The organism is Vibrio sp. 5S239 (assembly GCF_041439575.1).
In the GTDB taxonomy this organism is placed as follows: Bacteria; Pseudomonadota; Gammaproteobacteria; order Enterobacterales; family Vibrionaceae; genus Vibrio; species Vibrio kanaloae.
Genome location: NZ_JBGOOM010000012.1, coordinates 1 through 20,425, shown reverse-complemented (window position 1 = coordinate 20,425; position 20,425 = coordinate 1). Strand labels below are relative to the sequence as shown.

The 20,425-nt window shown below is 43.0% G+C and carries 17 protein-coding genes; 10 read left to right on the top strand and 7 right to left on the bottom strand.

What is annotated here, in order from left to right:
- Positions 1–43 precede the first annotated feature (43 nt).
- Both rnt and ACED48_RS11335 read left to right on the top strand, forming a co-directional pair.
- A complete protein-coding gene (rnt, locus tag ACED48_RS11340) occupies positions 44–688 on the top strand; it encodes a ribonuclease T (protein WP_017061178.1) in 645 nt (214 codons plus the stop codon).
- Between the two features lie 64 nt (positions 689–752).
- Entirely contained in the window at positions 753–2,078 is a 1,326-nt protein-coding gene (locus tag ACED48_RS11335) for a Na+/H+ antiporter family protein (protein WP_029626989.1), read from the top strand.
- Between the two features lie 193 nt (positions 2,079–2,271).
- Here the strand turns inward: ACED48_RS11335 and ACED48_RS11330 are convergent, their stop codons facing one another.
- Together ACED48_RS11330 and ACED48_RS11325 are read right to left on the bottom strand one after the other, a co-directional pair.
- Complete coding sequence (locus ACED48_RS11330; RefSeq protein ID WP_017056494.1) at positions 2,272–2,901, bottom strand: DsbA family protein; 630 nt, start codon at positions 2,899–2,901, stop codon at positions 2,272–2,274.
- A gap of 98 nt (positions 2,902–2,999) precedes the next feature.
- Positions 3,000–3,338, bottom strand: a complete 339-nt coding sequence (locus ACED48_RS11325; protein ID WP_017056493.1) for a Grx4 family monothiol glutaredoxin — start codon at positions 3,336–3,338, stop codon at positions 3,000–3,002.
- Positions 3,339–3,607: 269 nt separating this feature from the next.
- Between ACED48_RS11325 and sodB the strand changes: the two genes are divergently transcribed.
- The 3 genes from sodB (at position 3,608) to ACED48_RS11310 (ending at position 5,904) form a co-directional block, all read left to right on the top strand.
- A complete protein-coding gene (sodB, locus tag ACED48_RS11320) occupies positions 3,608–4,192 on the top strand; it encodes a superoxide dismutase [Fe] (RefSeq protein ID WP_010437112.1) in 585 nt (194 codons plus the stop codon).
- A 249-nt stretch (positions 4,193–4,441) separates the two neighbouring features.
- Positions 4,442–4,945: a VC2046/SO_2500 family protein gene (locus ACED48_RS11315; protein ID WP_261878789.1), complete on the top strand. Its 504-nt coding sequence runs from the start codon at positions 4,442–4,444 to the stop codon at positions 4,943–4,945.
- Between the two features lie 275 nt (positions 4,946–5,220).
- Positions 5,221–5,904, top strand: coding sequence for an SDR family oxidoreductase (locus tag ACED48_RS11310; RefSeq protein ID WP_017056491.1), 684 nt, complete (start codon positions 5,221–5,223; stop codon positions 5,902–5,904).
- Positions 5,905–6,104: 200 nt separating this feature from the next.
- Here the strand turns inward: ACED48_RS11310 and adhE are convergent, their stop codons facing one another.
- Positions 6,105–8,810 carry a bifunctional acetaldehyde-CoA/alcohol dehydrogenase gene (gene adhE / locus ACED48_RS11305; protein WP_017056490.1) on the bottom strand — a complete coding sequence of 902 codons (2,706 nt, stop codon included), beginning with the start codon at positions 8,808–8,810 and terminating at the stop codon, positions 6,105–6,107.
- A 638-nt stretch (positions 8,811–9,448) separates the two neighbouring features.
- Here adhE and ACED48_RS11300 point away from each other — a divergent pair.
- Both ACED48_RS11300 and ACED48_RS11295 read left to right on the top strand, forming a co-directional pair.
- A complete protein-coding gene (locus tag ACED48_RS11300; protein WP_017056489.1) occupies positions 9,449–10,087 on the top strand; it encodes a YchE family NAAT transporter in 639 nt (212 codons plus the stop codon).
- A 145-nt stretch (positions 10,088–10,232) separates the two neighbouring features.
- Complete coding sequence (locus ACED48_RS11295; protein WP_017056488.1) at positions 10,233–11,078, top strand: ion transporter; 846 nt, start codon at positions 10,233–10,235, stop codon at positions 11,076–11,078.
- A 78-nt stretch (positions 11,079–11,156) separates the two neighbouring features.
- On the opposite strand, the gene asd is transcribed toward ACED48_RS11295, so the two are convergent.
- Entirely contained in the window at positions 11,157–12,275 is a 1,119-nt protein-coding gene (asd, locus tag ACED48_RS11290) for an aspartate-semialdehyde dehydrogenase (RefSeq protein WP_017056487.1), read from the bottom strand.
- A 498-nt stretch (positions 12,276–12,773) separates the two neighbouring features.
- Here asd and nhaC point away from each other — a divergent pair, with 498 nt between their 5' ends.
- Positions 12,774–14,210, top strand: coding sequence for a Na+/H+ antiporter NhaC (gene nhaC, locus ACED48_RS11285; protein WP_017056486.1), 1,437 nt, complete (start codon positions 12,774–12,776; stop codon positions 14,208–14,210).
- Between the two features lie 88 nt (positions 14,211–14,298).
- Here the strand turns inward: nhaC and ACED48_RS11280 are convergent, their stop codons facing one another.
- The 3 genes from ACED48_RS11280 to yejK all read right to left on the bottom strand — a co-directional run bounded on the left by ACED48_RS11280 (position 14,299) and on the right by yejK (position 18,090).
- Entirely contained in the window at positions 14,299–15,477 is a 1,179-nt protein-coding gene (locus ACED48_RS11280) for a hypothetical protein (protein WP_017056485.1), read from the bottom strand.
- A gap of 84 nt (positions 15,478–15,561) precedes the next feature.
- On the bottom strand, positions 15,562–16,980 hold the full coding sequence (locus tag ACED48_RS11275) for an Hpt domain-containing protein (protein ID WP_017056484.1): 1,419 nt from the start codon (positions 16,978–16,980) through the stop codon (positions 15,562–15,564).
- Between the two features lie 105 nt (positions 16,981–17,085).
- The gene (gene yejK / locus ACED48_RS11270; protein ID WP_017056483.1) at positions 17,086–18,090 is read right to left on the bottom strand and encodes a nucleoid-associated protein YejK; all 1,005 of its coding nucleotides are present in this window, start codon (positions 18,088–18,090) and stop codon (positions 17,086–17,088) included.
- 84 nt (positions 18,091–18,174) lie between these two features.
- Between yejK and ACED48_RS11265 the strand changes: the two genes are divergently transcribed.
- Positions 18,175–18,402: a YejL family protein gene (locus ACED48_RS11265; RefSeq protein WP_017056482.1), complete on the top strand. Its 228-nt coding sequence runs from the start codon at positions 18,175–18,177 to the stop codon at positions 18,400–18,402.
- 28 nt (positions 18,403–18,430) lie between these two features.
- On the top strand, positions 18,431–20,233 hold the full coding sequence (locus ACED48_RS11260) for a DUF3413 domain-containing protein (protein ID WP_017056481.1): 1,803 nt from the start codon (positions 18,431–18,433) through the stop codon (positions 20,231–20,233).
- Positions 20,234–20,425 lie beyond the last annotated feature (192 nt).

The following is a 20,425-nucleotide window of genomic DNA, read 5'->3' as shown; positions in this document are numbered from 1 at the left end:
TATCTGCAATAATGCAGGCTTAATCACACTTATTTGGGCTAACATGACTGTAGAAAACGAGGCTCTGACCCTAAAAAAACGCTTTCGCGGCTATTTTCCAGTGGTCATTGACGTGGAAACCGCAGGGTTTAACGCAGAAACCGATGCATTATTAGAAATCTGTGCCATTACATTAAAAATGGATGAGAACGGAGACCTGCACCCTGCATCAACGCTTCATTTTCACATTGAGCCTTTTGAAGGCGCAAATATAGAGCAGGCAGCATTAGACTTTAACGGAATTAAAGACCCATTTAGCCCATTACGTGGTGCTGTGTCGGAACAAGAAGCCCTTAAAGAAATCTACAAGCTAGTGCGAAAAGAACAAAAAGCTTCAGATTGCAGTCGCGCAATCATGGTTGCTCACAACGCTACATTTGATTTGAACTTCGTGAATGCGGCAAGTGAGCGCTGTAAGCTTAAACGCGTCCCGTTCCATCCATTTGCAACTTTTGACACTGCAGCTCTTAGTGGTCTTGCCTACGGTCAAACTGTTTTGGCTAAAGCTTGCCGCACTGCAGGGATGGAATTTGACAACAAAGAAGCACACTCTGCTTTATATGATACGCAAAAAACCACAGAGTTATTTTGCGGCATAGTAAATAAATGGAAAGCCCTTGGTGGTTGGCCGCTTGTTGACGAAGAATAACAAATAGAGTCGGTAAACGTTTGTTCGTATTACCTTCATAAAAACACAACATCCCGAGAATAATATGAATCCTGTTGTAATTTCAGTTTGCATCATGCTTGTTTTAGCTTTGATGCGCGTAAACGTTGTCGTTGCTCTTACGTTCAGCGCAATTATCGGTGGCGTTGCCTCTGGTATGGGCTTGAACGACGCAGTCGCAGCTTTCGAAAGTGGATTAGGTGGCGGTGCAACTATCGCACTTAGCTACGCTATGCTTGGTACATTCGCTGTTGCTATCTCACGTTCTGGTATCACAGATCTCCTTGCTCAAAGTGTTATCAAACGCATTCACGGCAAAGAGAACAGTGCGGCATCGACTGGCCTTAAATACGGCATCCTTGCGTCGTTGATCTTAGTGACCATGTCTTCGCAAAACGTGATTCCTGTACATATCGCCTTCATCCCAATCTTAATCCCACCTCTACTAGGCGTATTCGCAAAAATGAACCTAGACCGTCGTTTAGTTGCGTGTGTGCTTACTTTTGGTCTGATTACACCTTACATGGTGTTACCGATTGGCTTTGGTGGCATCTTCCTAAACAACATCCTGCTTAAAAACCTTCACGACAACGGTCTTGAAAACGTTGTAGCAAGCCAAGTACCTATGGCAATGTTGTTACCAGCAGCAGGCATGATCTTCGGCCTTCTTACTGCAGTGTTCTTTACTTACCGTAAGCCTCGCCAATACAAAGAAACCTCTCACACTGTTGTTTCAACAGAAGTGAAAGAGATCAACAAGAAGCACATCCTAGTTGCAGCAGCTGGTATCGTTGCAGCACTAACGGTTCAACTGTCGACGGGGTCTATGATCATCGGTGCACTTGCTGGTTTCATGGTATTTACCTTCGGTGGCGTAATCGCTTGGAAAGAGACGCAAGATGTCTTCACCAAGGGCGTTCACATGATGGCAATGATCGGTTTCATCATGATTGCAGCGGCCGGTTTCGCGGCAGTTATGAAGCAAACGGGTGGCGTTGAATCTCTGGTTGAAGCACTTTCAACAAGCATTGGCGACAACAAGCCTCTAGCAGCACTACTTATGCTAATTGTTGGTCTATTGGTTACTATGGGCATTGGTTCTTCGTTCTCTACGATTCCAATCCTTGCAACTATCTACGTTCCACTAGCAGCAGCATTTGGCTTCTCGCCTATGGCAACAATCGCTCTAGTAGGTACAGCTGCAGCACTTGGTGATGCGGGCTCTCCGGCTTCTGACTCAACATTAGGTCCAACGTCTGGTCTAAATGCTGATGGTCAACACGAGCACGTATGGGAAACCGTAGTTCCAACATTCCTGCACTACAACATCCCACTGATCGTATTCGGTTGGATTGCAGCTATGGTTCTGTAATTAGGTTCTGTAGTTAAAGAATCCTACGCTCACTTTTATAAAGACCGCCCTGTGCGGTCTTTTTTGTATCTGGGGTTCATTCCACTCTTCCTTCCGCTCACTCTCAATGAACTAGCGACGCCAAACAAAAAAGGCTTACTCTTATGAGTAAGCCTTAGAGATCATTTCGTCAACACAGACAACTCTCGCTGAATTATGCAGCGGGAGCATTGCTCACTAGAATTTCGCGAATAGATCTAAGCGTTGCTTCCGTTGAATGGTAATCCAATTCAACTTCACTAAAGATGCCGTTCACTTCAAGCATTAAAGTCGGGTAAGAGAACACTCCCATCGCTTCTTTAAAACCTAATTGGTCATCTAACTCACTTTCCAATAACTTGCTAGAAAGGTCATTTTCAAACTGTTGAACATTCATACCTAGCTCTTCAGCCAACTGCAGATGCGTTCCTTGGCAGTGTGGCAGCATCGCACGAAGGTAGTAAGCGTGTTGAATCCCTTCCAGCATCGCTTCGTAGTGATCTTGAAAACCTGCGGCAATCACAGCACGGCACGCAGGGTAAGTGCTGCGAACAGGCTTGCACTCAGTCCAAAACTCGTGGTTAAACTCGGTACCTAGCTTAGCTTCGATCTGCTTCCAGATTGCTTGCAGCTTGCCTTTCATCTCTTCTGACATTGGCTCATCAGAATCCGGGGCTAAACCACCCACTACATAGTTAAACTCAATGCTCGCAGGCAATTGTTGTTTCAATAACTCAAGTGTTGGCTTGTAACCCCAGCACCAGCTGCACATTGGATCATGCACATAATGAAGTTTTACGTTCATTGTTCATTCCTTATCGAGTCAATGATTCGATCAATTCCAATAAAAAAGGAGCCTGATTAAGGCCCCTCATTTTAACTATTCAGCGCAAAGGCTAGAACTTACTCAGCGTCATCGCCAGCAACTTTAGCCGCCGCTTCTTTGATGATTGGCTGAAGTTCACCTTTTTGGAACATCTCAAGAATGATGTCACAACCACCGATTAGCTCACCTTCAACCCAAAGTTGTGGGAAAGTTGGCCACTGTGCGTAAACCGGAAGCTCTGCACGGATATCAGGGTTTTGTAGGATATCTACGTAAGCAAACTTTTCACCACACGCCATTAGAGCTTGAGATGCTTGAGAAGAAAAACCACAGCTTGGTAGCTTAGGTGAACCTTTCATGTAAAGTAGAATCGTGTTTTCTTCAAGTTGCTGTTTGATTTTATCGATAGTTTCCATTGCTTCCTCGTTGATGGATTACGGCTTTTATTGCCTTTATTCTACCCCAAACCAAAAGAATAAAAACCATATAAAAAAAAAGGCTAACAAACTGAGCTAGCAATTCAAATAAAAGTGATGAATTGGGCTTTTAATAAAGTAAAAACTTGCTAAACTATACTCCAAGTCAGAAAATTGACCATGGTTAGCCGTATAGCGAACCATGAATAATAATATCACTGGAAGCAATCGAAAGAGTTAACTCTTTCATATCAATGGAGAATTGATCAATGGCATTTGAACTACCGGCTCTTCCTTACGCGAAAGACGCACTAGAACCACACATTTCAGCAGAAACGCTAGATTTCCACCACGGTAAGCACCACAACACTTACGTTGTTAAGCTAAACGGCCTTATCCCTGGTACTGAATTTGAAGGTAAAACACTAGAAGAGATCATTAAGACTTCTACTGGTGGTGTTTTCAATAACGCAGCTCAAATCTGGAACCACACGTTCTACTGGCACTGTCTTGCTCCTAAAGCAGGCGGCGAACCAACTGGCGCTGTTGCAGAAGCTATTAACGCTGCATTCGGTTCTTTCGAAGAATTCAAAGCAAAATTCACTGATTCAGCAATCAATAACTTCGGTTCTTCTTGGACTTGGTTAGTTAAGAAAGCTGACGGTTCTCTAGACATCGTTAACACTTCTAACGCTGCAACTCCTCTAACAGAAGAAGGTGTTACTCCACTTCTAACTGTTGACCTATGGGAACACGCTTACTACATCGATTTCCGCAATGTTCGCCCTGACTACATGGCTGCATTCTGGAACCTAGTAAACTGGTCTTTCGTAGAAGAGAATCTAGCTAAGTAATTATTACTTAAGCTGCGCTATATTTATAGCGAGTTACCTATTGAAAGCTCATGCCTCGGCGTGAGCTTTTTTGTATCTGCCGTATTCTAGTTAAACGAAGATTACAAAACTAAATAACCGCTCAAGCTTCCTTTTTTAACCTATAGTTACCTTTATCAACCAGCCTGCATAAATTCTCTATTCGCTTGTAATTAAAGACTAAAGTTTGCCGACTCCATGCCGTTAAAGGAGTATCAAATGAGAGGCGTCATGCAAATACACACTTTAGACAAAGCAGGGATCATCAACGAACTGAAGTTCGGCATCGGGATCAGCCAAGCGGTTGAGCAAGGTCGCCGTGCAGATTTCGCGTTGCTGTTATCTATGTTTTCTAATGACGTTCGTGATTGCACGCCGATTGACACCATTGAAGTCACAGAGACAACTGAAGATCGCCTGCGTAAACACTTCGGCGTTGCAGAACCGCAGCAGCTGCGTTCGAACCAATCTTCGTATGAGATTTCAGCTCAGCAATCTAATCATTTTCATCAAGCTAGCCTTGCCAGCGCAAAACTCAGCCATTACTTGAAACCTGAAGCGCTCGCTTTTATGCCTGAAGATACGGCCGACTTACCCGAAGAGGTTTACCAAAACCTTTCTGGTCATGACCGACGTAAACTGGCGAACAAGCATGTCCCTGATCTGTCTCATGCCACGCTCTATAACGCGTTATCTACGGCCCAACGTCAGTATCAAATTCAAGCTCAAGTATAGCTTCACTCTCCTTTTCTTACTCTAGCTCTATATTCATCTGTACTCTCTTCCATTCACGTTAAAGAATGATTGATATGAGTGATATGAACCATCGGCCTTGGATGAATTAAAAACTCGAGTTGTCGATTACTTCTTGAAGTTACTGGAAAATGTGACTTGCCACTAAGTTCATAAAAACTTATTAATTGGCACACCTTAGTTTGAACCAATTCACACCCATTGTATGAAATTTAACCCATCCTTATCCCACATGGACGATTTGTTTAGGTACTGAGATGGAAATAAAAAGCTCAATCATATTGGTGACATCAGCAGGATCGCGTTTAGGAGGGACGATTGCGAACCACTTTGTTAACCTCGGAGCCACTGTTATCCTTTGTGATAAGGATCCTACAGCACTTGAAAAAACCTATCTCCAATGCTCTCGCGTCTCAGACTCCGTCTACCGTTACAAACTCGAAGATAACCATAATCAAGCCATATTAGATGTCTTTGATTTTGTCCAACGCACTTTCAACACCACACCTGATGTATTAGTCAATAACTGGATCAGTTCCCCAATGCCTAGTCTGATTGGTGACCAACCAGTCAGCAGCTTTATCGAGGATTTGTCTTCGAAAGCGTCGACCCTTTTTGCATTTGGGCAGATTAGTGCAGAGAGGTTACGCGAAGCAAATAAGGAGGGGGTGATCGTTAATGTGATATCTCACGACGACTTTCATGACGTATCAGGCTTGGAGAGTGCAAACTCGATGATTACGGGCTTTACCCACAGCTGGGCTAAAGAATTAACCCCGTTTAATATCCGTGTAGGTGGTGTCGTTCCCGCTATTCACAATGCCGACGGTAAGTTTAACCGTTGTCACTGGGCACAGCTGCAAGACGAGCTAACCAGAACTGCTGAATACATAATCTCTAATGACTACTTCAGTGGGCGAGTAGTTGCCGCTGAGGTTTAACTCCTCTCCCATTTTGATTAAAAACAAACAACTTGCACCTACTGGGTAGCACGGGGCAAAAAGCATAAACCTTCGTTAAAGTAGACCACAAAAAACAAACAAATATAAAAAGCCCCAGTCTCTCGACTGGGGCTTTGTTCTTTACCCGATTAGATAAGTATCTTGCTAGCGAAAACTTATCTCAAACTAATACTTACTTATTATGCGTTAGCTTTTTCTTTTTTAGCTTTTGGCGCTTTCGCTTCAGCTGGCTTTTGGTCTGCTTTCTTAAGGATAACTGTAGTACCTTCGAAAGTTTCGCCTTCAACGTATGGTTGGCCGAAGTAAGAAGTTGTTAGAACTTCTTTTAGCTCAGTGATTAGAGGGTAACGTGGGTTAGCACCTGTACACTGATCATCGAACGCTTCAACAGCTAGCTCGTCTAGTTTAGCGATGAAGTCAGACTCGTTAACACCCGCAGCTTGGATAGATAGTGGGATGTCTAGGTCAACTTTAAGCTCTTCTAACCAAGTCAGTAGACGTTCAATCTTCTGAGCAGTACGGTCACCAGCTTGGCTTAGGCCTAGGTGGTCAGCAACTTCAGCGTAACGACGACGAGCCTGTGGACGGTCGTACTGAGAGAATGCAGTCTGCTTAGTTGGGTTATCGTTCGCGTTGTAACGTACAACGTTCGAGATAAGTAGTGCGTTAGCAAGACCGTGTGGTAGGTGGAACTCAGCACCAATTTTGTGAGCCATTGAGTGACACACACCTAGGAATGCGTTCGCAAATGCTACACCAGCGATAGTTGCTGCGTTGTGTACTTTCTCACGAGCGATTGGGTCAGCCGCACCATTTTTGTAGCTTGATGGTAGGTATTCTTTAAGCATCTTAAGTGCTTGAAGAGCTTGACCGTCTGAGTACTCGTTCGCTAGAACAGATACGTAAGCTTCAAGAGCGTGAGTTACTGCATCGTAACCACCGAACGCTGTTAGAGACTTAGGCATGTTCATTACTAGGTTCGCATCAACGATAGCCATGTTTGGCGTGATTTCGTAATCAGCTAGTGGGTATTTAGCACCAGTCTTGTCGTCTGTAACAACAGCGAATGGAGTAACCTCTGAACCTGTACCTGAAGTTGTAGTGATACATACAAGCTCAGCTTTTTGACCCATTTTAGGGAACTTGTAGATACGTTTACGGATATCCATAAAGCGCATTGCTAGTTCTTCGAAGTGAGTTTCTGGGTGCTCGTACATAACCCACATGATCTTAGCAGCATCCATTGGAGAACCGCCACCTAGAGCAAGGATTACGTCAGGTTGGAAGCTCTTCATTGCTTCAGCGCCTTTCTCAACAACAGATAGCGTTGGATCCGCTTCTACGTCGAAGAAAGTTTGAACTTCGATGCCTTGTGCTTTCAGCAGGCTAACTACGTCATCTGCGTAACCGTTGTTGAATAGGAAACGGTCAGTTACTAGGAATGCGCGTTTCTTACCTTCTAGGTCGCTCATTGCGATTGGAAGGCTACCACGACGGAAGTAGATAGACTTAGGTAGTTTGTGCCACAACATGTTTTCAGCTCGCTTCGCTACAGTTTTCTTGTTGATAAGGTGCTTAGGACCTACGTTCTCAGAGATAGAGTTACCACCCCATGAACCACAACCTAGAGTTAGAGAAGGTGCAACATTGAAGTTGTACAGGTCACCGATACCACCGTGAGTAGTCGGGATGTTGATTAGGATGCGAGCCGTCTTCATCTTGTCACCGAAGTAACGGATGCGGTCTGCGTTAGTATCTTGGTTAGTGTAAAGACCAGATGTGTGACCGATACCACCGATTTCAACCATAGTTACCGCTTGAGCAACAGCGTCTTCGAAGTCGTCTGCGCGGAATAGACCTAGAGTTGGAGATAGTTTCTCGTGAGCGAATTCGTCATCGTAAGAAACTTTACCAAGACCTTCACCTACAAGTACTTTTGTATCAGCAGGAACTTTAACACCCGCCATTTCAGCGATTGCTGGAGCAGGTTGACCTACGATTTTAGCGTTTAGGTTGCCGTCGATAAGAAGCACTTTACGTACTTTATCAGCGTCAGCTTTAGATAGAACGTGAGCTTTGTGAGAAGCGAAACGCTCTTTCACTTCGTCGTATACTTCACCAACTACGATTGCAGCTTGCTCAGAAGCACATACAACGCCGTTATCGAATGTTTTAGACATAAGGATAGATGCTACAGCACGTTTGATGTCAGCTGTTTCATCGATAACGACAGGAACGTTACCAGCACCAACACCGATAGCAGGCTTACCAGAAGAGTATGCTGCTTTAACCATGCCTGGACCACCAGTAGCAAGGATAAGTGCAATACCGTCGTGCTTCATCAGCGCGTTAGAAAGCTCTACAGATGGTTGGTCGATCCAACCGATGATGTCTCTCGGAGCACCAGCTGCAACAGCTGCGTCTAGAACTAGTTTCGCTGCGTCGTTAGTTGAGTTCTTTGCACGTGGGTGTGGTGAGAAGATAATGCCGTTACGTGTCTTAAGAGAAATTAGAGATTTGAAGATTGCTGTAGAAGTTGGGTTCGTTGTTGGAACGATACCACAGATGATACCTACAGGCTCAGCGATAGTCATTGTGCCTAGGTTGTCATCTTCTTCTAAGATGCCACATGTTTTTTCGTCTTTGTATTTGTTGTAGATAAATTCAGATGCAAAGTGGTTTTTGATAACCTTATCTTCAACAATACCCATTCCAGATTCAGCAACTGCTTGTTGAGCAAGTGGAATACGAGCGTGGTTAGCAGCAAGAGAAGCTGCGCGGAAGATTGCGTCTACTTTCTCTTGAGAGAATGTTGCAAACTCTTCTTGTGCTGCTTTAACGCGAGCTACTAGAGCATCAAGTTCCGCTAAGTTAGTTACAGGCATGGTGGATCTCCTAAAATAATAAATATTAAAAACTTTTTATTAAATTCGCTGCTTGTCTTTAACTTTAATCGACAACGTTCTTAGTAAATTGCTTTCAGGACTGAGTATATTATTTCATTGTGTGAAAAAAATTGACCCAGATCAGTTACCCAAAAATAATTAACCAGAAAGTAGTAAGACAATCACAAATTTCAACTTAAGAGCATGATTTATATAGATTAAAATCACACTTATCGCGCGTACAAAAAACAATCAAACAGACAAGTTTTTTTCACATAACGCCATAAACTGTAAAAAAATTTCATTTTTAGTCCTTTAAATTACATGTATACAGCTATATTCGTGCTACTGAGAGTATATCCATACCATTGCACGGGCTAGCTTCTGACATAACTTTTATTAATTTCGTGCGACAGCTAACAGTTACCCAACAAGAAGTTACAAAATGAAACACTAACGACTAACTTGAAACAAGACTAATACAAAAGTGAGATTCAATTAGTTTTTCTAAAAACAATCACCTATTTCAAGTTAGTTTTTTTCATTCGTACAAATTGAAATTGTCCCTTACATTACGCGCTCAGAATATTCACAGATCAAACCTTCCACATTAAGTACGCTAACTGGAGATCGCTCTCATGCAAGGCTTAGAACTCGCAATCTTTATGCAATTCTTCCTTGGGCTTGTTGCTGCCGTAAACCCAATCGGCATCATGCCTGTTTTTGTTTCTCTTACTGCCCATATGCCGCCAGAAGAGAGGAACAAAACAGCCTTGCAAGCCAATATTGCTGTTGCCGTTATCTTGATTGTATCGCTGATTGCGGGACAATTACTTCTAGATATGTTTAGCATCTCACTAGATTCATTCCGCGTTGCAGGTGGCCTGCTATTACTAAGCATCGCATTTTCGATGATGAGCGGTAAACTCGGTGAAGATAAGCAGAACAAACAAGAGAAATCGGAATACATCAGCAAAGAGCAAATCGGTGTTGTTCCACTGGCAATGCCTCTAATGGCTGGCCCGGGAGCAATCAGTTCGACGATTGTTTACGGGTCTCGCTACCCTGCTGCTATTGATACGGTCGGCATCGGCATTAGCATCATCGCATTCGCAACATGCTCTTGGCTTTTGTTCCGTTCAGCGCCGGTTATCGTTCGCTTTTTAGGTCAAACGGGTATCAACGTTATCACTCGTATCATGGGCCTGGTTCTTGGCGCATTGGGCATCGAGTTCATCGCCAATGGCCTACGTAACCTATTCCCAGGGTTAGCGTAACGTTTAGCTTGGATCATCTAATTAGTGGCAATCAGCTATGTAATATCAATGAGTCGGGTAAAGCGATTGGACTTTCACTCGCCTCGTTATTATGAAGCTTGTATAATGGTTATTAACAACTTTAACAAAAGATGAACTTCACCTTATGTCACGCCAGCCTATAAAGCATCATTTATACGTCATTATCTTTGGTACCCACACACGTGCTGGACGTGCGTTTGATATCTCACTTATCATCGCGATTGTGGCCTCACTTATCGTCCTGATTTTAGAGTCAATTCCTAGTATGGCGACCGAATGGTCACAACATTTACGCTACATCGAGTACAGCTTCACGGCACTATTCACACTGGAATATCTGTTAAGGCTCTACTGCTCACCTAACCCAAAATCTTACGCCACTAGCTTCTTCGGTGTGGTTGACCTATTAGCGATTCTTCCAACTTACATTGCTATCTTTTTCCCCGGCGCATCGTTCATGGGCGTTATTAGGCTATTGCGTGTCATGCGTATATTTAGAATTCTTAAATTGATTCGCTACTTACAGGACTCTAATATCCTTCTGCGTTCACTGTTGATGGCAAGAAGGAAAATATTCATATTCTTCAGCACCGTCGGTATTCTTGTTACGATCTTCGGCGCTTTGATTTTTATTATTGAAGGGCCAGAAAATGGCTTCACCAGCATACCTCAGAGCATATATTGGGCCATCGTGACCATCACAACCGTAGGTTACGGCGACATGGTGCCGCAAACCGCATTAGGTAAAGCTATCGCATCTCTGACTATGCTCTTGGGTTACTCAATCTTAGCCGTGCCGACCGGGATTATTACCGCAGAACTCAGTAATGAAATGAACTCGCATAAAGAGTTGGTCAAATGCCCAAACTGCAACCGCGCTGGTCATGATTCTGATGCCATGTACTGCAAACATTGTGCTAGTGGGTTAGCAGATCCAGATAAGCGAGTCGTTGTTAAAGAACAAGAGTGAACACAAATCCTTGTCATTAAAAACAAAAAAAGCGCCCTAAGGCGCTTCTTCACTCACTACTTTCAGTAAATCAGTCCGTTATGCTTTCTCAGCTAAGATAATACGTAAAGTACGACGTAGTGGTTCTGCTGCACCCCAAAGTAATTGGTCACCCACAGTGAACGCGTTCAAGAAATCGTTCCCCATAGACATTTTACGCAGACGGCCAACAGGTACCGACATTGTCCCTGTTACTTTAGCAGGCGTCAGCTCTTGCGCTGTGATATCACGATCATTAGGTATCACTTTAACCCAATCATTGTGCGTTGCGATGATCTCTTCGATTTCGTCCATTGGAACGTCTTGCTTAAGCTTGATCGTCAATGCTTGAGCGTGACAACGCATTGCACCGATTCGGACACACGTACCATCGATAGGAATTGGCTGACCATCTAGGCCAAGGATTTTGTTCGCTTCTGCACCCGCTTTCCACTCTTCTTTACTTTGGCCGTTCTCACGTTTTACATCGATCCAAGGAATCAGTGAGCCCGCAAGAGGAGCACCAAATTGATCTGTTGGGAATGAAGATGAACGAATCGTATCGGCAACCTTCTTATCAATATCAAGAATCGAACTTGAAGGATTAGCCAACTCAGAGCTTACACTGTCGTTGATCACACCCATTTGCGAGATAAGCTCACGCATATTCTTAGCGCCAGCACCTGATGCCGCTTGATAAGTCATAGCACTCATCCACTCGACCATGCCTTTCTCATATAGGCCGCCTAGCGCCATAAGCATTAAGCTCACAGTGCAATTACCACCAACGAAAGTATTTGTACCGTCATGAATACCTTGCTGTATTTGAGCCAAGTTCACAGGATCAAGAGCTATGATTGAATCAGTGTCCATTCGCAAGGTAGAAGCAGCATCAATCCAGTAACCCTTCCAACCTGCTTGGCGCAGTGCTGGGTACACCTTTGATGTATAATCGCCACCTTGACAAGTGATCACTGCATCAAGTTGTTTTAGGCTATCAATGTCAAAAGCATCTTGAAGTAGACCCGCATCTTTACCACCTAAAACAGGAGCAGGGATACCAATCTGAGATGTGCTGTAATAAACAGGCTCAATTAGGTCGAAGTCTTTCTCTTCAACCATACGTTGCATTAGTACAGAACCAACCATACCACGCCAACCAACTAGACCTACTCTCATCTCTCACTCTCCATGTATAAATTAAAAAATTATTACCCCCCATCTATAAGTTTTTCAGAAACAGAACTCAAGTGCTTTTTGTAAAAAAGTGTAACTTTTTCGTTTATTTTAAGTGAACACGATGAATAATGCAGTTATCTCAGTTAAGCATTCCATTCCTTTATCATTGACAAAACACTCAGTATTCATTCAATTCAAACGTTTACCTCGATAAAACGTTCAATTTTCAAACGGCCCTCTCGCTCTACAATAGCAATAACCACTAGTTAAGAAAGGTTAAGCAGCATAATGCTTCACAAAATAAAAACAAAAACCAACATATAATAATCATGAATTTAACACTTTTTTAGATTATGAAACCAACTTTGATTTACTTAACAGTCAAATATCACAACTTGGAGGTATTTTTTCGATATAATAAACTAATTACTGTAGTGTCCACTTCGTAAACACACTATAACGAAGCACTATAAATGCTCGAAATCACAAGAGGCTTTTATGAAGCAGAGTAAAACTCGCCTACCGAACCTATTGCAGGTATTCATCGCGTTAGGATTATTCCTATCCCTTGCTTTTTCCTTTACAGCTAAGCTTGACCTTCCTATTCAACTTGCCTTGTATATTGGTTGGTTCATTATCATGGTTCTTGGTATTCGTCTTGGCCACCAATACAAAGACTTAGAAAAAGCAGCGCTCAAAGGTATATCCAACGGTTTAGGCGCAGTTTTAATACTTTTAGCTGTGGGCGCTCTTGTTGGTACCTGGATCTCGGGCGGGATCGTACCTACTATCATCTATTATGGTCTGAAAGCTATTCACCCTTCTATCTTCCTTTTAGCGACCATGATCATCTGCTCTCTAACAGCATTGGCTACCGGCACTTCTTGGGGTGCAGCGGGTACAGCCGGCATTGCGATGATGGGTATTGGCCAAGGCCTAGGTGTTCCAGCACCAATCACCGCAGGCGCTGTACTTTCGGGCTGTTACTTCGGCGATAAGATGTCACCTCTGTCTGATTCAGTGATCCTTGCTTCTTCAATGTCTGGTGTTGAAGTAGTTGAACACATAAAGGGCATGCTGCCTGTTGCGTTAATAAGCTACGTAATTACGGGCATTATGTTTACCGCATTTGGTTTCCACTATGCGGGCAACGTTGACATGAGCCAAGTAGACTCTGTGATTAAAGCAATGGAAGCTCAGTTCTACATCACACCTTACTCATTCGTTCCAGTAGTGATCGTGCTTGGCCTATTAGCTTTCCGCATGCCTTCATTCCCTGTGATCAGTTTTGGTTCTCTGCTAGGTATTATCTGGGCAGTCATGATCCAAGAGATCGACTTCCTTACTGCATTTAACACAGCATGGGCACCGTTCTCTATCTCATCTGGTGTTGAGTTCATTGATTCAATTCTTAACCGTGGCGGCATGTCTTCAATGCTTGGTTCGGTTGCGGTTATCGTGTTTGGTTTAGGTTTCGGTGGCTTATTGGATAAAGTAGGCGTGCTAGAGACGATTGCTAAAGTGTTCGAGCGCCGTGTAAACAGCGCAGGCTCACTAGCAACTAGCACCATTGGTACGGCTTTCATGGGTAACGTATTTGGTTCAGCGATGTATGTATCACTTATCCTTACGCCAAAAATCTGTGCGAAAAACTACGACCGTTTAGGCTACAAACGTAAGAACCTTTCTCGCAACGCTGAGTTTGGTGGCACTCTAACGTCAGGTATGGTTCCGTGGAGTGATAACGGCATTTACATGGCGAGTATTCTTGGCGTTGCGACGCTGTCTTACGCACCGTTCATGTGGCTAAGCTTTATCTGTATCATCGTAACGATCGTGACGTCTTACATGGGCTGGTTCGTTGATAAGTGTGAACCAACAGCGCCAGCACTTGAAACTGAGGAAACGGCACAATTAAACAAGCAGCAAGCGTAAGTCATTCAAACGTTAATGATTTACATGCAAAAAGAGCGCCCTAGAGCGCTCTTTTTTGATCTACTTAGTTACTGAATTAGGAATTTACTTATTTGTTGGCGGTTCGTTTCCCCAACCAGTAACCGATGCCTAACGGTGCAAAGAACACCACCAAGATAAACAGGATGAAGTAGATAATCACACCTTTGATTAACTCCATTAGCTTATCAATCGCAAGCACGACCACTTCTTGAGAAACACGGTCTAGATCTTGAGTGAACAGCTCTCTTTCTGAAGTCACAATACCTGCAATCTCAATGCGCTCTTTCTCAATCATCTGTACTAAAGCTTCTCTCTCACGCGTCACCATCTTTTCCAGTGCCACGCGTTCATCGCTCAGCATCGCTAATTTTTGGTCGGTTTTATCACTAAAATCGTTTAGCAATGGCTGCATTTCTGTCGACAGAATAGAAGCCAGCGTTCGCATGTACTCAGGGTTATTTTCGATAAAGTCTTGCATGCTTGCTGATGTTTGACGAAGGCTTTCCAACGTCGTAGACAGATCTTCACCCGTTAGTGAGCTGTTCAATGCAACCAATTCGGCCTTCCACGACATCAGCTTTGGCGTCTGATCAGCCATTACACTTAAACGGTCTGATGCATCACTCATTGCTTCTGGCATGCTTCCCAAATTTTGCACGATTTGAGATTCGTCTTTACCTAAGTAAGTAAGCCAATCACGGTAAGCGGGCGTAATCCTGAATGTGAGATTTTTAAATGGATAGCTAGCAGCAAACTGCTCGACAAACGCTTGGCTCTTCTTAAAGTCACTAGTACTCAATACGCGTTTTGCCAATTTTTCCGCTTCTTGAGTAAGAGCGTGAGCGGTTTCTACTGCATGATCAGTTTCGAATAGGTCGGCACCATCACCTTGAGTATAAAATTGATCCATTTGAGCAGTAAATACCCACGAATCAATTAACGCTGAAATTGGAGAAGTTTGGTAAGCCGCTTGCTGAAGTCCCTGCTCTGCATGTATTTTCCAAAGCAGAACATAAGATTGGTGTAAGGTATCGTCGTCAGGATAAGATTGAGCGATGAGATCCGCAGAATCTTCCACGCGAGTAAAGAAAATTCTAGCGTATTCACGCGTCATAATCCGAGCATTGAGCTCTTGTTGAGTCAGCGGTGTTGTTTGGCTATCTAACTTAACTTCTAAGAGAGAACAACCACTTAGAACTATGATAAATAACCACACCATCAAACACTTACTAGAAACACGCAACATATCCACCTCTGACAAAGACTAATGGCGCGGATTGTATGAGCACTTCGTCAGAGTATTGTCAAAATTCCCACAAAATTAGTATGATTATTCTAAATATGCCATAGCAGAGTCAACTGAAGCCTGAATCGCCTGTTCCAGCTCTTCTAAATCGTGTTCACTGATAGGTCTAGATTGTTTCATTGTCATTTCAATACTTGCGGCAATGATCGCTAATCTGGAAGCTTTAATGCTACCAGCAACACCTTTTAGGCTATGTACAACACGAGCAGCAGCAGGTTCATCTTGAGTGAGCAAAGATTGGAACTTAGCGAAATCGTCAGCATGATCTTGTACAAAGACACCAAGCAACAATTCAACGGACTCAACATCACCATCGAGCGTGTCTAACATTTCTTCGATATCAATCTCAGGCTTTGAATCCGTCACGCTGACAATATACCCCTCAGACATTTGCGCCTCTTCTGTGTTGTGCTGAATAGTTTGTTGTATTGCAACGCCAGGTTGCTTTGGAGGCTGAAGCTCGGAGTTTTGGTCCCGTGAGTCCCTTTCCGATAGGTAAGAGTCATTCTCGGATTGCTTGATAGCCGAGGACATTACATTGTCATCAGGTTCTTCAAACGCACAATCTTCTGCACTAGAAAACGGGGGGACATTGTCCTGACTAGACTTCATTTCAGGCTCTCGGTCCTGTTCTTTATCTACTTCTTGCATCGCTCGCTTAGAGCTAACTCCCCACCAAACAAACGCTATTATCGCAACTAAACTTAAGCCTAGCATGACAGTTAAGAGCTTGAATTGACGGTCATTAAATTCAGCTTCAAGTTTAATGATCTGTTCGTTAACCGAGTTTTTCTTAATTTTATCAACCAGAAAATTTATCCGAGCATAATCACCCAACAATACGGAAGCGTCAGCCAGTAACTGTTGGATAGCATCTTTCTCTTCGTCTTCTAACGAATAAGACTTATTCAAAATAGAATCAAAAGCTCGATAAGTCGCTGATGAACGATGAGTGTCGGAATACATGGCTTCAAAAACAACCACACCGAGTTCATTCAGTAATGGTTTTAGCTCAGGATACAGGCCAGTATCAGCGCGTAATATCTTTATGTTATCGACAAGATCTTGAACCTGACTTTCTATTGGGATGAATTCATCAAACTTCTCAAGAAATTGGTCCACAACATAAAGTAGCTGATTAACATCAGGCCGAAAGAATGTGTGTTGAAAATCAGATTCAATCTGTAATCGAATCGAATACACTAACTGTGCATCAAGGGCTAAGTCATTAATACGAGAAACTCGAAGCGGTTCAGAGAAGTAAAGCGACTGCCTTAACTCCGTAACACGAATGCCGAGTTCTTCGATGTGAGCAAGGGAATGGTTATAAGAACGGCTAAGCTGAAGGATGGCCAACGCAGGAAGCAACCATAGAGTCAGAAGTACAACCAAGAAAGTTGCAGGCTTTTTAAAGCGATGGGGCGTTGCCACTGATTGTTCCATCAATATTCCTTGTGCGTATCGACTTCAAACCATTGCAGTTATCAGAGAGTGTAAAGCGAAATTAAGCGACAACATCCCGCTGCCGCTATTATACATGAGCAGGTGTTATGACTTGTTACGAGTCAATTGGTCACGCAAGTTCGGGGGCGTACCTTTAATCGTTAGTGTATCTGTCTCCGGATCGTAAAAAACACGTTCACCAAGAAGCAGACTATCAAAACTAACATTCAAACCGCCACCAGCACCAACAAATTTTGTTAGTTTACGCATAGTTGCGCGATCTGCAGGAAAGCTATCTTCTAACTCGTAGCCTTGTTCACTAGTATAGTCAAAGAAGCTAGTGCCATCAGTGCTTGCTGGTAATTCACCTGAAAGCTCACGAACTTGAACCTCATCACCGGCTTTTAGCTGTTCATTGCAGTAATCCGCCACCTGCTTTTTATAGCTAATCGCTTCTTCTTTCTCTAATTTAGAGTCAGAAACAAAATCTTCTACCGCTTGCATCAATACTTGGTTTTGCTGCTTAGCATCTAAACCCACTTCGGCTTGAAGGAAATCTAGGAAGAAATCAGCAACTTTACGCCCAACACGCCCCTTAATATAAGTAAGGTAACGATTCGATTCTTTATCTGTATCGTATGTAGAAAGATCAAGACGCGCGACGATATCCATCTTTGAAATATCAAGGTAGTCAGTCGCGCTAATATCTAGTCCTTCCGTTACTTTCAGACTTTGATTTGAAGGCAATAAACCAATAAAAAGATAGTCCGTTGCCAGTGATTGGTATTCGGCTAACACCAAAGTACCTTCGTCAGCAAAAGGGTATTTTGAAAGTTCATCTTTTAGACGTAGCGCACTTTTCTGAGAAAAATCATAGAAACTTTGCTCTCCCGCCCGAAATTCATGCAACGACTGCTGGAATTCGCTGTCGGATTTGAAAGAACCAAACCCTTTGCCTGCTTTTGAGTTGAACACTCGATGAAGTTCAGCGACTAGGCTTTCAGATGAAGCATCGTTTTCTAGAGATTCAGCACGATAGTTAACAATCAGCTCTTCCTGATCATTCTTGCTTAGTTGATGTAAAATTACGTTGGAAAGGTGAAGGCTCATAGTGAAAATATTACCGTTCAGGTTTCAGTTGTTGTGCATAGTAGGTTATCATAAGCCGCTTTTACTATCATTATTAGAGTCCTTATGCCGATTACATCTAAATATACAGATGATCAAGTTGAAAAAATCCTAGCTGAAGTAGGTGCCGTATTATCTAAGCACAAAGCTTCACCAGAACTTTCACTGATGATCGCTGGAAATATCGCAACCAATGTCTTAAATCAGAACGTTGCTGCTTCACAGCGCAAAGGAATTGCTGAAAAATTTGCCGAAGCTTTGATTTCTTCTCTTGAAGATAAAAAGTCTCACTAAGTTTGATTGACGGATAAAAGAATTATAAATGGTAGACAGCGCAAACTCATATAGCGATCGCGTATCTCGACTGGTTGGTTGGGGTCACTGGTTTGCATTTTTCAACATCATTGCTGCGATGTTGATCGGTACTCGTTATATTACTCAATCTGCTTGGCCAGAAACCCTATTGGGTCAATTTTATTTGGCTGCATCATGGGTTGGTCATTTTGGCTTTTTAGTCTTCGCGCTCTATCTATTAGTGCTGTTTCCGCTCACTTTTGTTCTTCCGTCGAGGAAGTTATTACGTTTGGTTGCCGTTTGCTTCGCGACCATAGGTTTAACTGTCCTGCTAATTGATACCCAAACGTATCAAAATATAAACCTCCACCTGACACCTGTCGTGTGGGAGGTTTTATTTAGTGGAGAGGAGTCTGCATTCACTTCTGATTTGCAACACCTCTTCATTGTTATGCCACTTATCTTCTTATTACAGCTAGGTCTGTCTGAATGGGTTTGGCGTAAACAACGTAAACTATCTCACAAGCACATCGGCCGACCAATTGCGGCAGTTTTCTTTTTATGTTTCATCAGCAGTCACCTCACTTATATGTGGGCTGACGCCTTTTTCTATAACCCGATAACAAGCCAAAAAGCCAACTTCCCACTGTCTTACCCAATGACAGCGAAAAGCTTTATGGAAAAACATGGTCTGTTAGATCGTGAAGAGTACCTACAGCGCTTGGAAGAGAACAAAGAAAGCGTAAATTTAGTTAGCTATCCGCTAGAAAAAATTCAATACAACCGTCGCAGTGATGACCTAAACATCCTGATGGTAAGTGTAAACAACCTTCGTTCTGATGCATTAAACGCAACAGCAATGCCAAATAGCTACACCTTTTCTCAACAAGCAATCAACTTCACAAATCATTACAGCTCAAGTAACGATATGTATGGTATTTTTGGTTTGTTTTACGGCCTGCCAAGTAGTTATTCAAGCAGCATCAAAGCACAAGGCTCAAGCGCCGTGCTATTAGATGTGTTAGAGCATCATAATTATAAATTTGCTGCGTTCAGTGGTGATAACTTTGAAGACCCACTGTATTCAGAAATTATTTTCCGTGGTCGTGAAGTGACGCCAGAGCAAGCGACTCTCAATGATCAGAGTGCTATTCAAGCATGGTCTGATTGGGTTCAGTCACCAAAAACCAAAGGTCCTTGGTTCAACTTTATTGAGCTGACTACACTTGATAACTTTTCGAACTACGATTTAAATTCTGACTCTGAGTTAAGCACTGAAGAACGCTTTGCTGCTGACTACAAAAAATCAGCACAAGCAGCTGATAAGCAGTTGTCTACTATTTATGCTGAACTAGAACGTTTAGAGCTTAGCGATAATACTGTTGTCATCATTACCTCAAATCACGGTACAGAATTTAATGAGACTAAAACGAATAGCTGGGGGGCAAACTCTAACTATAGTCGTTACCAACTACAGGTCCCTTTGTTTATCAGCTGGCCGGGTAAGTCACCATCTGAGTACACTCATCGTTCGAGTCATCTGGACGTGTCTGTCACGTTAATGCAAGAATTACTGGGGGTATCTTCGAACCCCACCGATTTCAGCAGCGGACGCAATCTGTTTGATGAACGTAATAGGAAATGGATTTTAGCTGGAGACTCTCGTGAGCTAGCTCTAATCACAGACAAGCAAACAACGGTGTTAGATAAATTTGGTAACTACAAGTTATACGACCAAAACTATAAACGCCTAAAAGATATCAGCCCTCGCTTACCTGTATTGATGCAAGGCCTTACTGAGCTACAGCGTTTCTACACAAAAAATGATTAAATGATCGTCAATTATAAAAGGGAAGCCAGTCGCTTCCTTTTTTTATAACCATGAACGATTAGAAAACAAGCAACCAAACAAAATTATGAAAATTAAGGGTTTACAAGTTCCTCTACCCCTTATATTATTCACGCCACTGGAGGGATGGCTGAGTGGTCGAAAGCACCGGTCTTGAAAACCGGCAACCGTTAA

Coding starts and splice junctions, on each gene's coding strand:
- rnt (WP_017061178.1), top strand. CDS start 44: ATGACTGTAGAAAACGAGGCTCTGACCCTAAAAAAACGCTTTCGCGGC.
- ACED48_RS11335 (WP_029626989.1), top strand. CDS start 753: ATGAATCCTGTTGTAATTTCAGTTTGCATCATGCTTGTTTTAGCTTTG.
- ACED48_RS11330 (WP_017056494.1), bottom strand. CDS start 2,901: ATGAACGTAAAACTTCATTATGTGCATGATCCAATGTGCAGCTGGTGC.
- ACED48_RS11325 (WP_017056493.1), bottom strand. CDS start 3,338: ATGGAAACTATCGATAAAATCAAACAGCAACTTGAAGAAAACACGATT.
- sodB (WP_010437112.1), top strand. CDS start 3,608: ATGGCATTTGAACTACCGGCTCTTCCTTACGCGAAAGACGCACTAGAA.
- ACED48_RS11315 (WP_261878789.1), top strand. CDS start 4,442: ATGCAAATACACACTTTAGACAAAGCAGGGATCATCAACGAACTGAAG.
- ACED48_RS11310 (WP_017056491.1), top strand. CDS start 5,221: ATGGAAATAAAAAGCTCAATCATATTGGTGACATCAGCAGGATCGCGT.
- adhE (WP_017056490.1), bottom strand. CDS start 8,810: ATGCCTGTAACTAACTTAGCGGAACTTGATGCTCTAGTAGCTCGCGTT.
- ACED48_RS11300 (WP_017056489.1), top strand. CDS start 9,449: ATGCAAGGCTTAGAACTCGCAATCTTTATGCAATTCTTCCTTGGGCTT.
- ACED48_RS11295 (WP_017056488.1), top strand. CDS start 10,233: ATGTCACGCCAGCCTATAAAGCATCATTTATACGTCATTATCTTTGGT.
- asd (WP_017056487.1), bottom strand. CDS start 12,275: ATGAGAGTAGGTCTAGTTGGTTGGCGTGGTATGGTTGGTTCTGTACTA.
- nhaC (WP_017056486.1), top strand. CDS start 12,774: ATGAAGCAGAGTAAAACTCGCCTACCGAACCTATTGCAGGTATTCATC.
- ACED48_RS11280 (WP_017056485.1), bottom strand. CDS start 15,477: ATGTTGCGTGTTTCTAGTAAGTGTTTGATGGTGTGGTTATTTATCATA.
- ACED48_RS11275 (WP_017056484.1), bottom strand. CDS start 16,980: ATGGAACAATCAGTGGCAACGCCCCATCGCTTTAAAAAGCCTGCAACT.
- yejK (WP_017056483.1), bottom strand. CDS start 18,090: ATGAGCCTTCACCTTTCCAACGTAATTTTACATCAACTAAGCAAGAAT.
- ACED48_RS11265 (WP_017056482.1), top strand. CDS start 18,175: ATGCCGATTACATCTAAATATACAGATGATCAAGTTGAAAAAATCCTA.
- ACED48_RS11260 (WP_017056481.1), top strand. CDS start 18,431: ATGGTAGACAGCGCAAACTCATATAGCGATCGCGTATCTCGACTGGTT.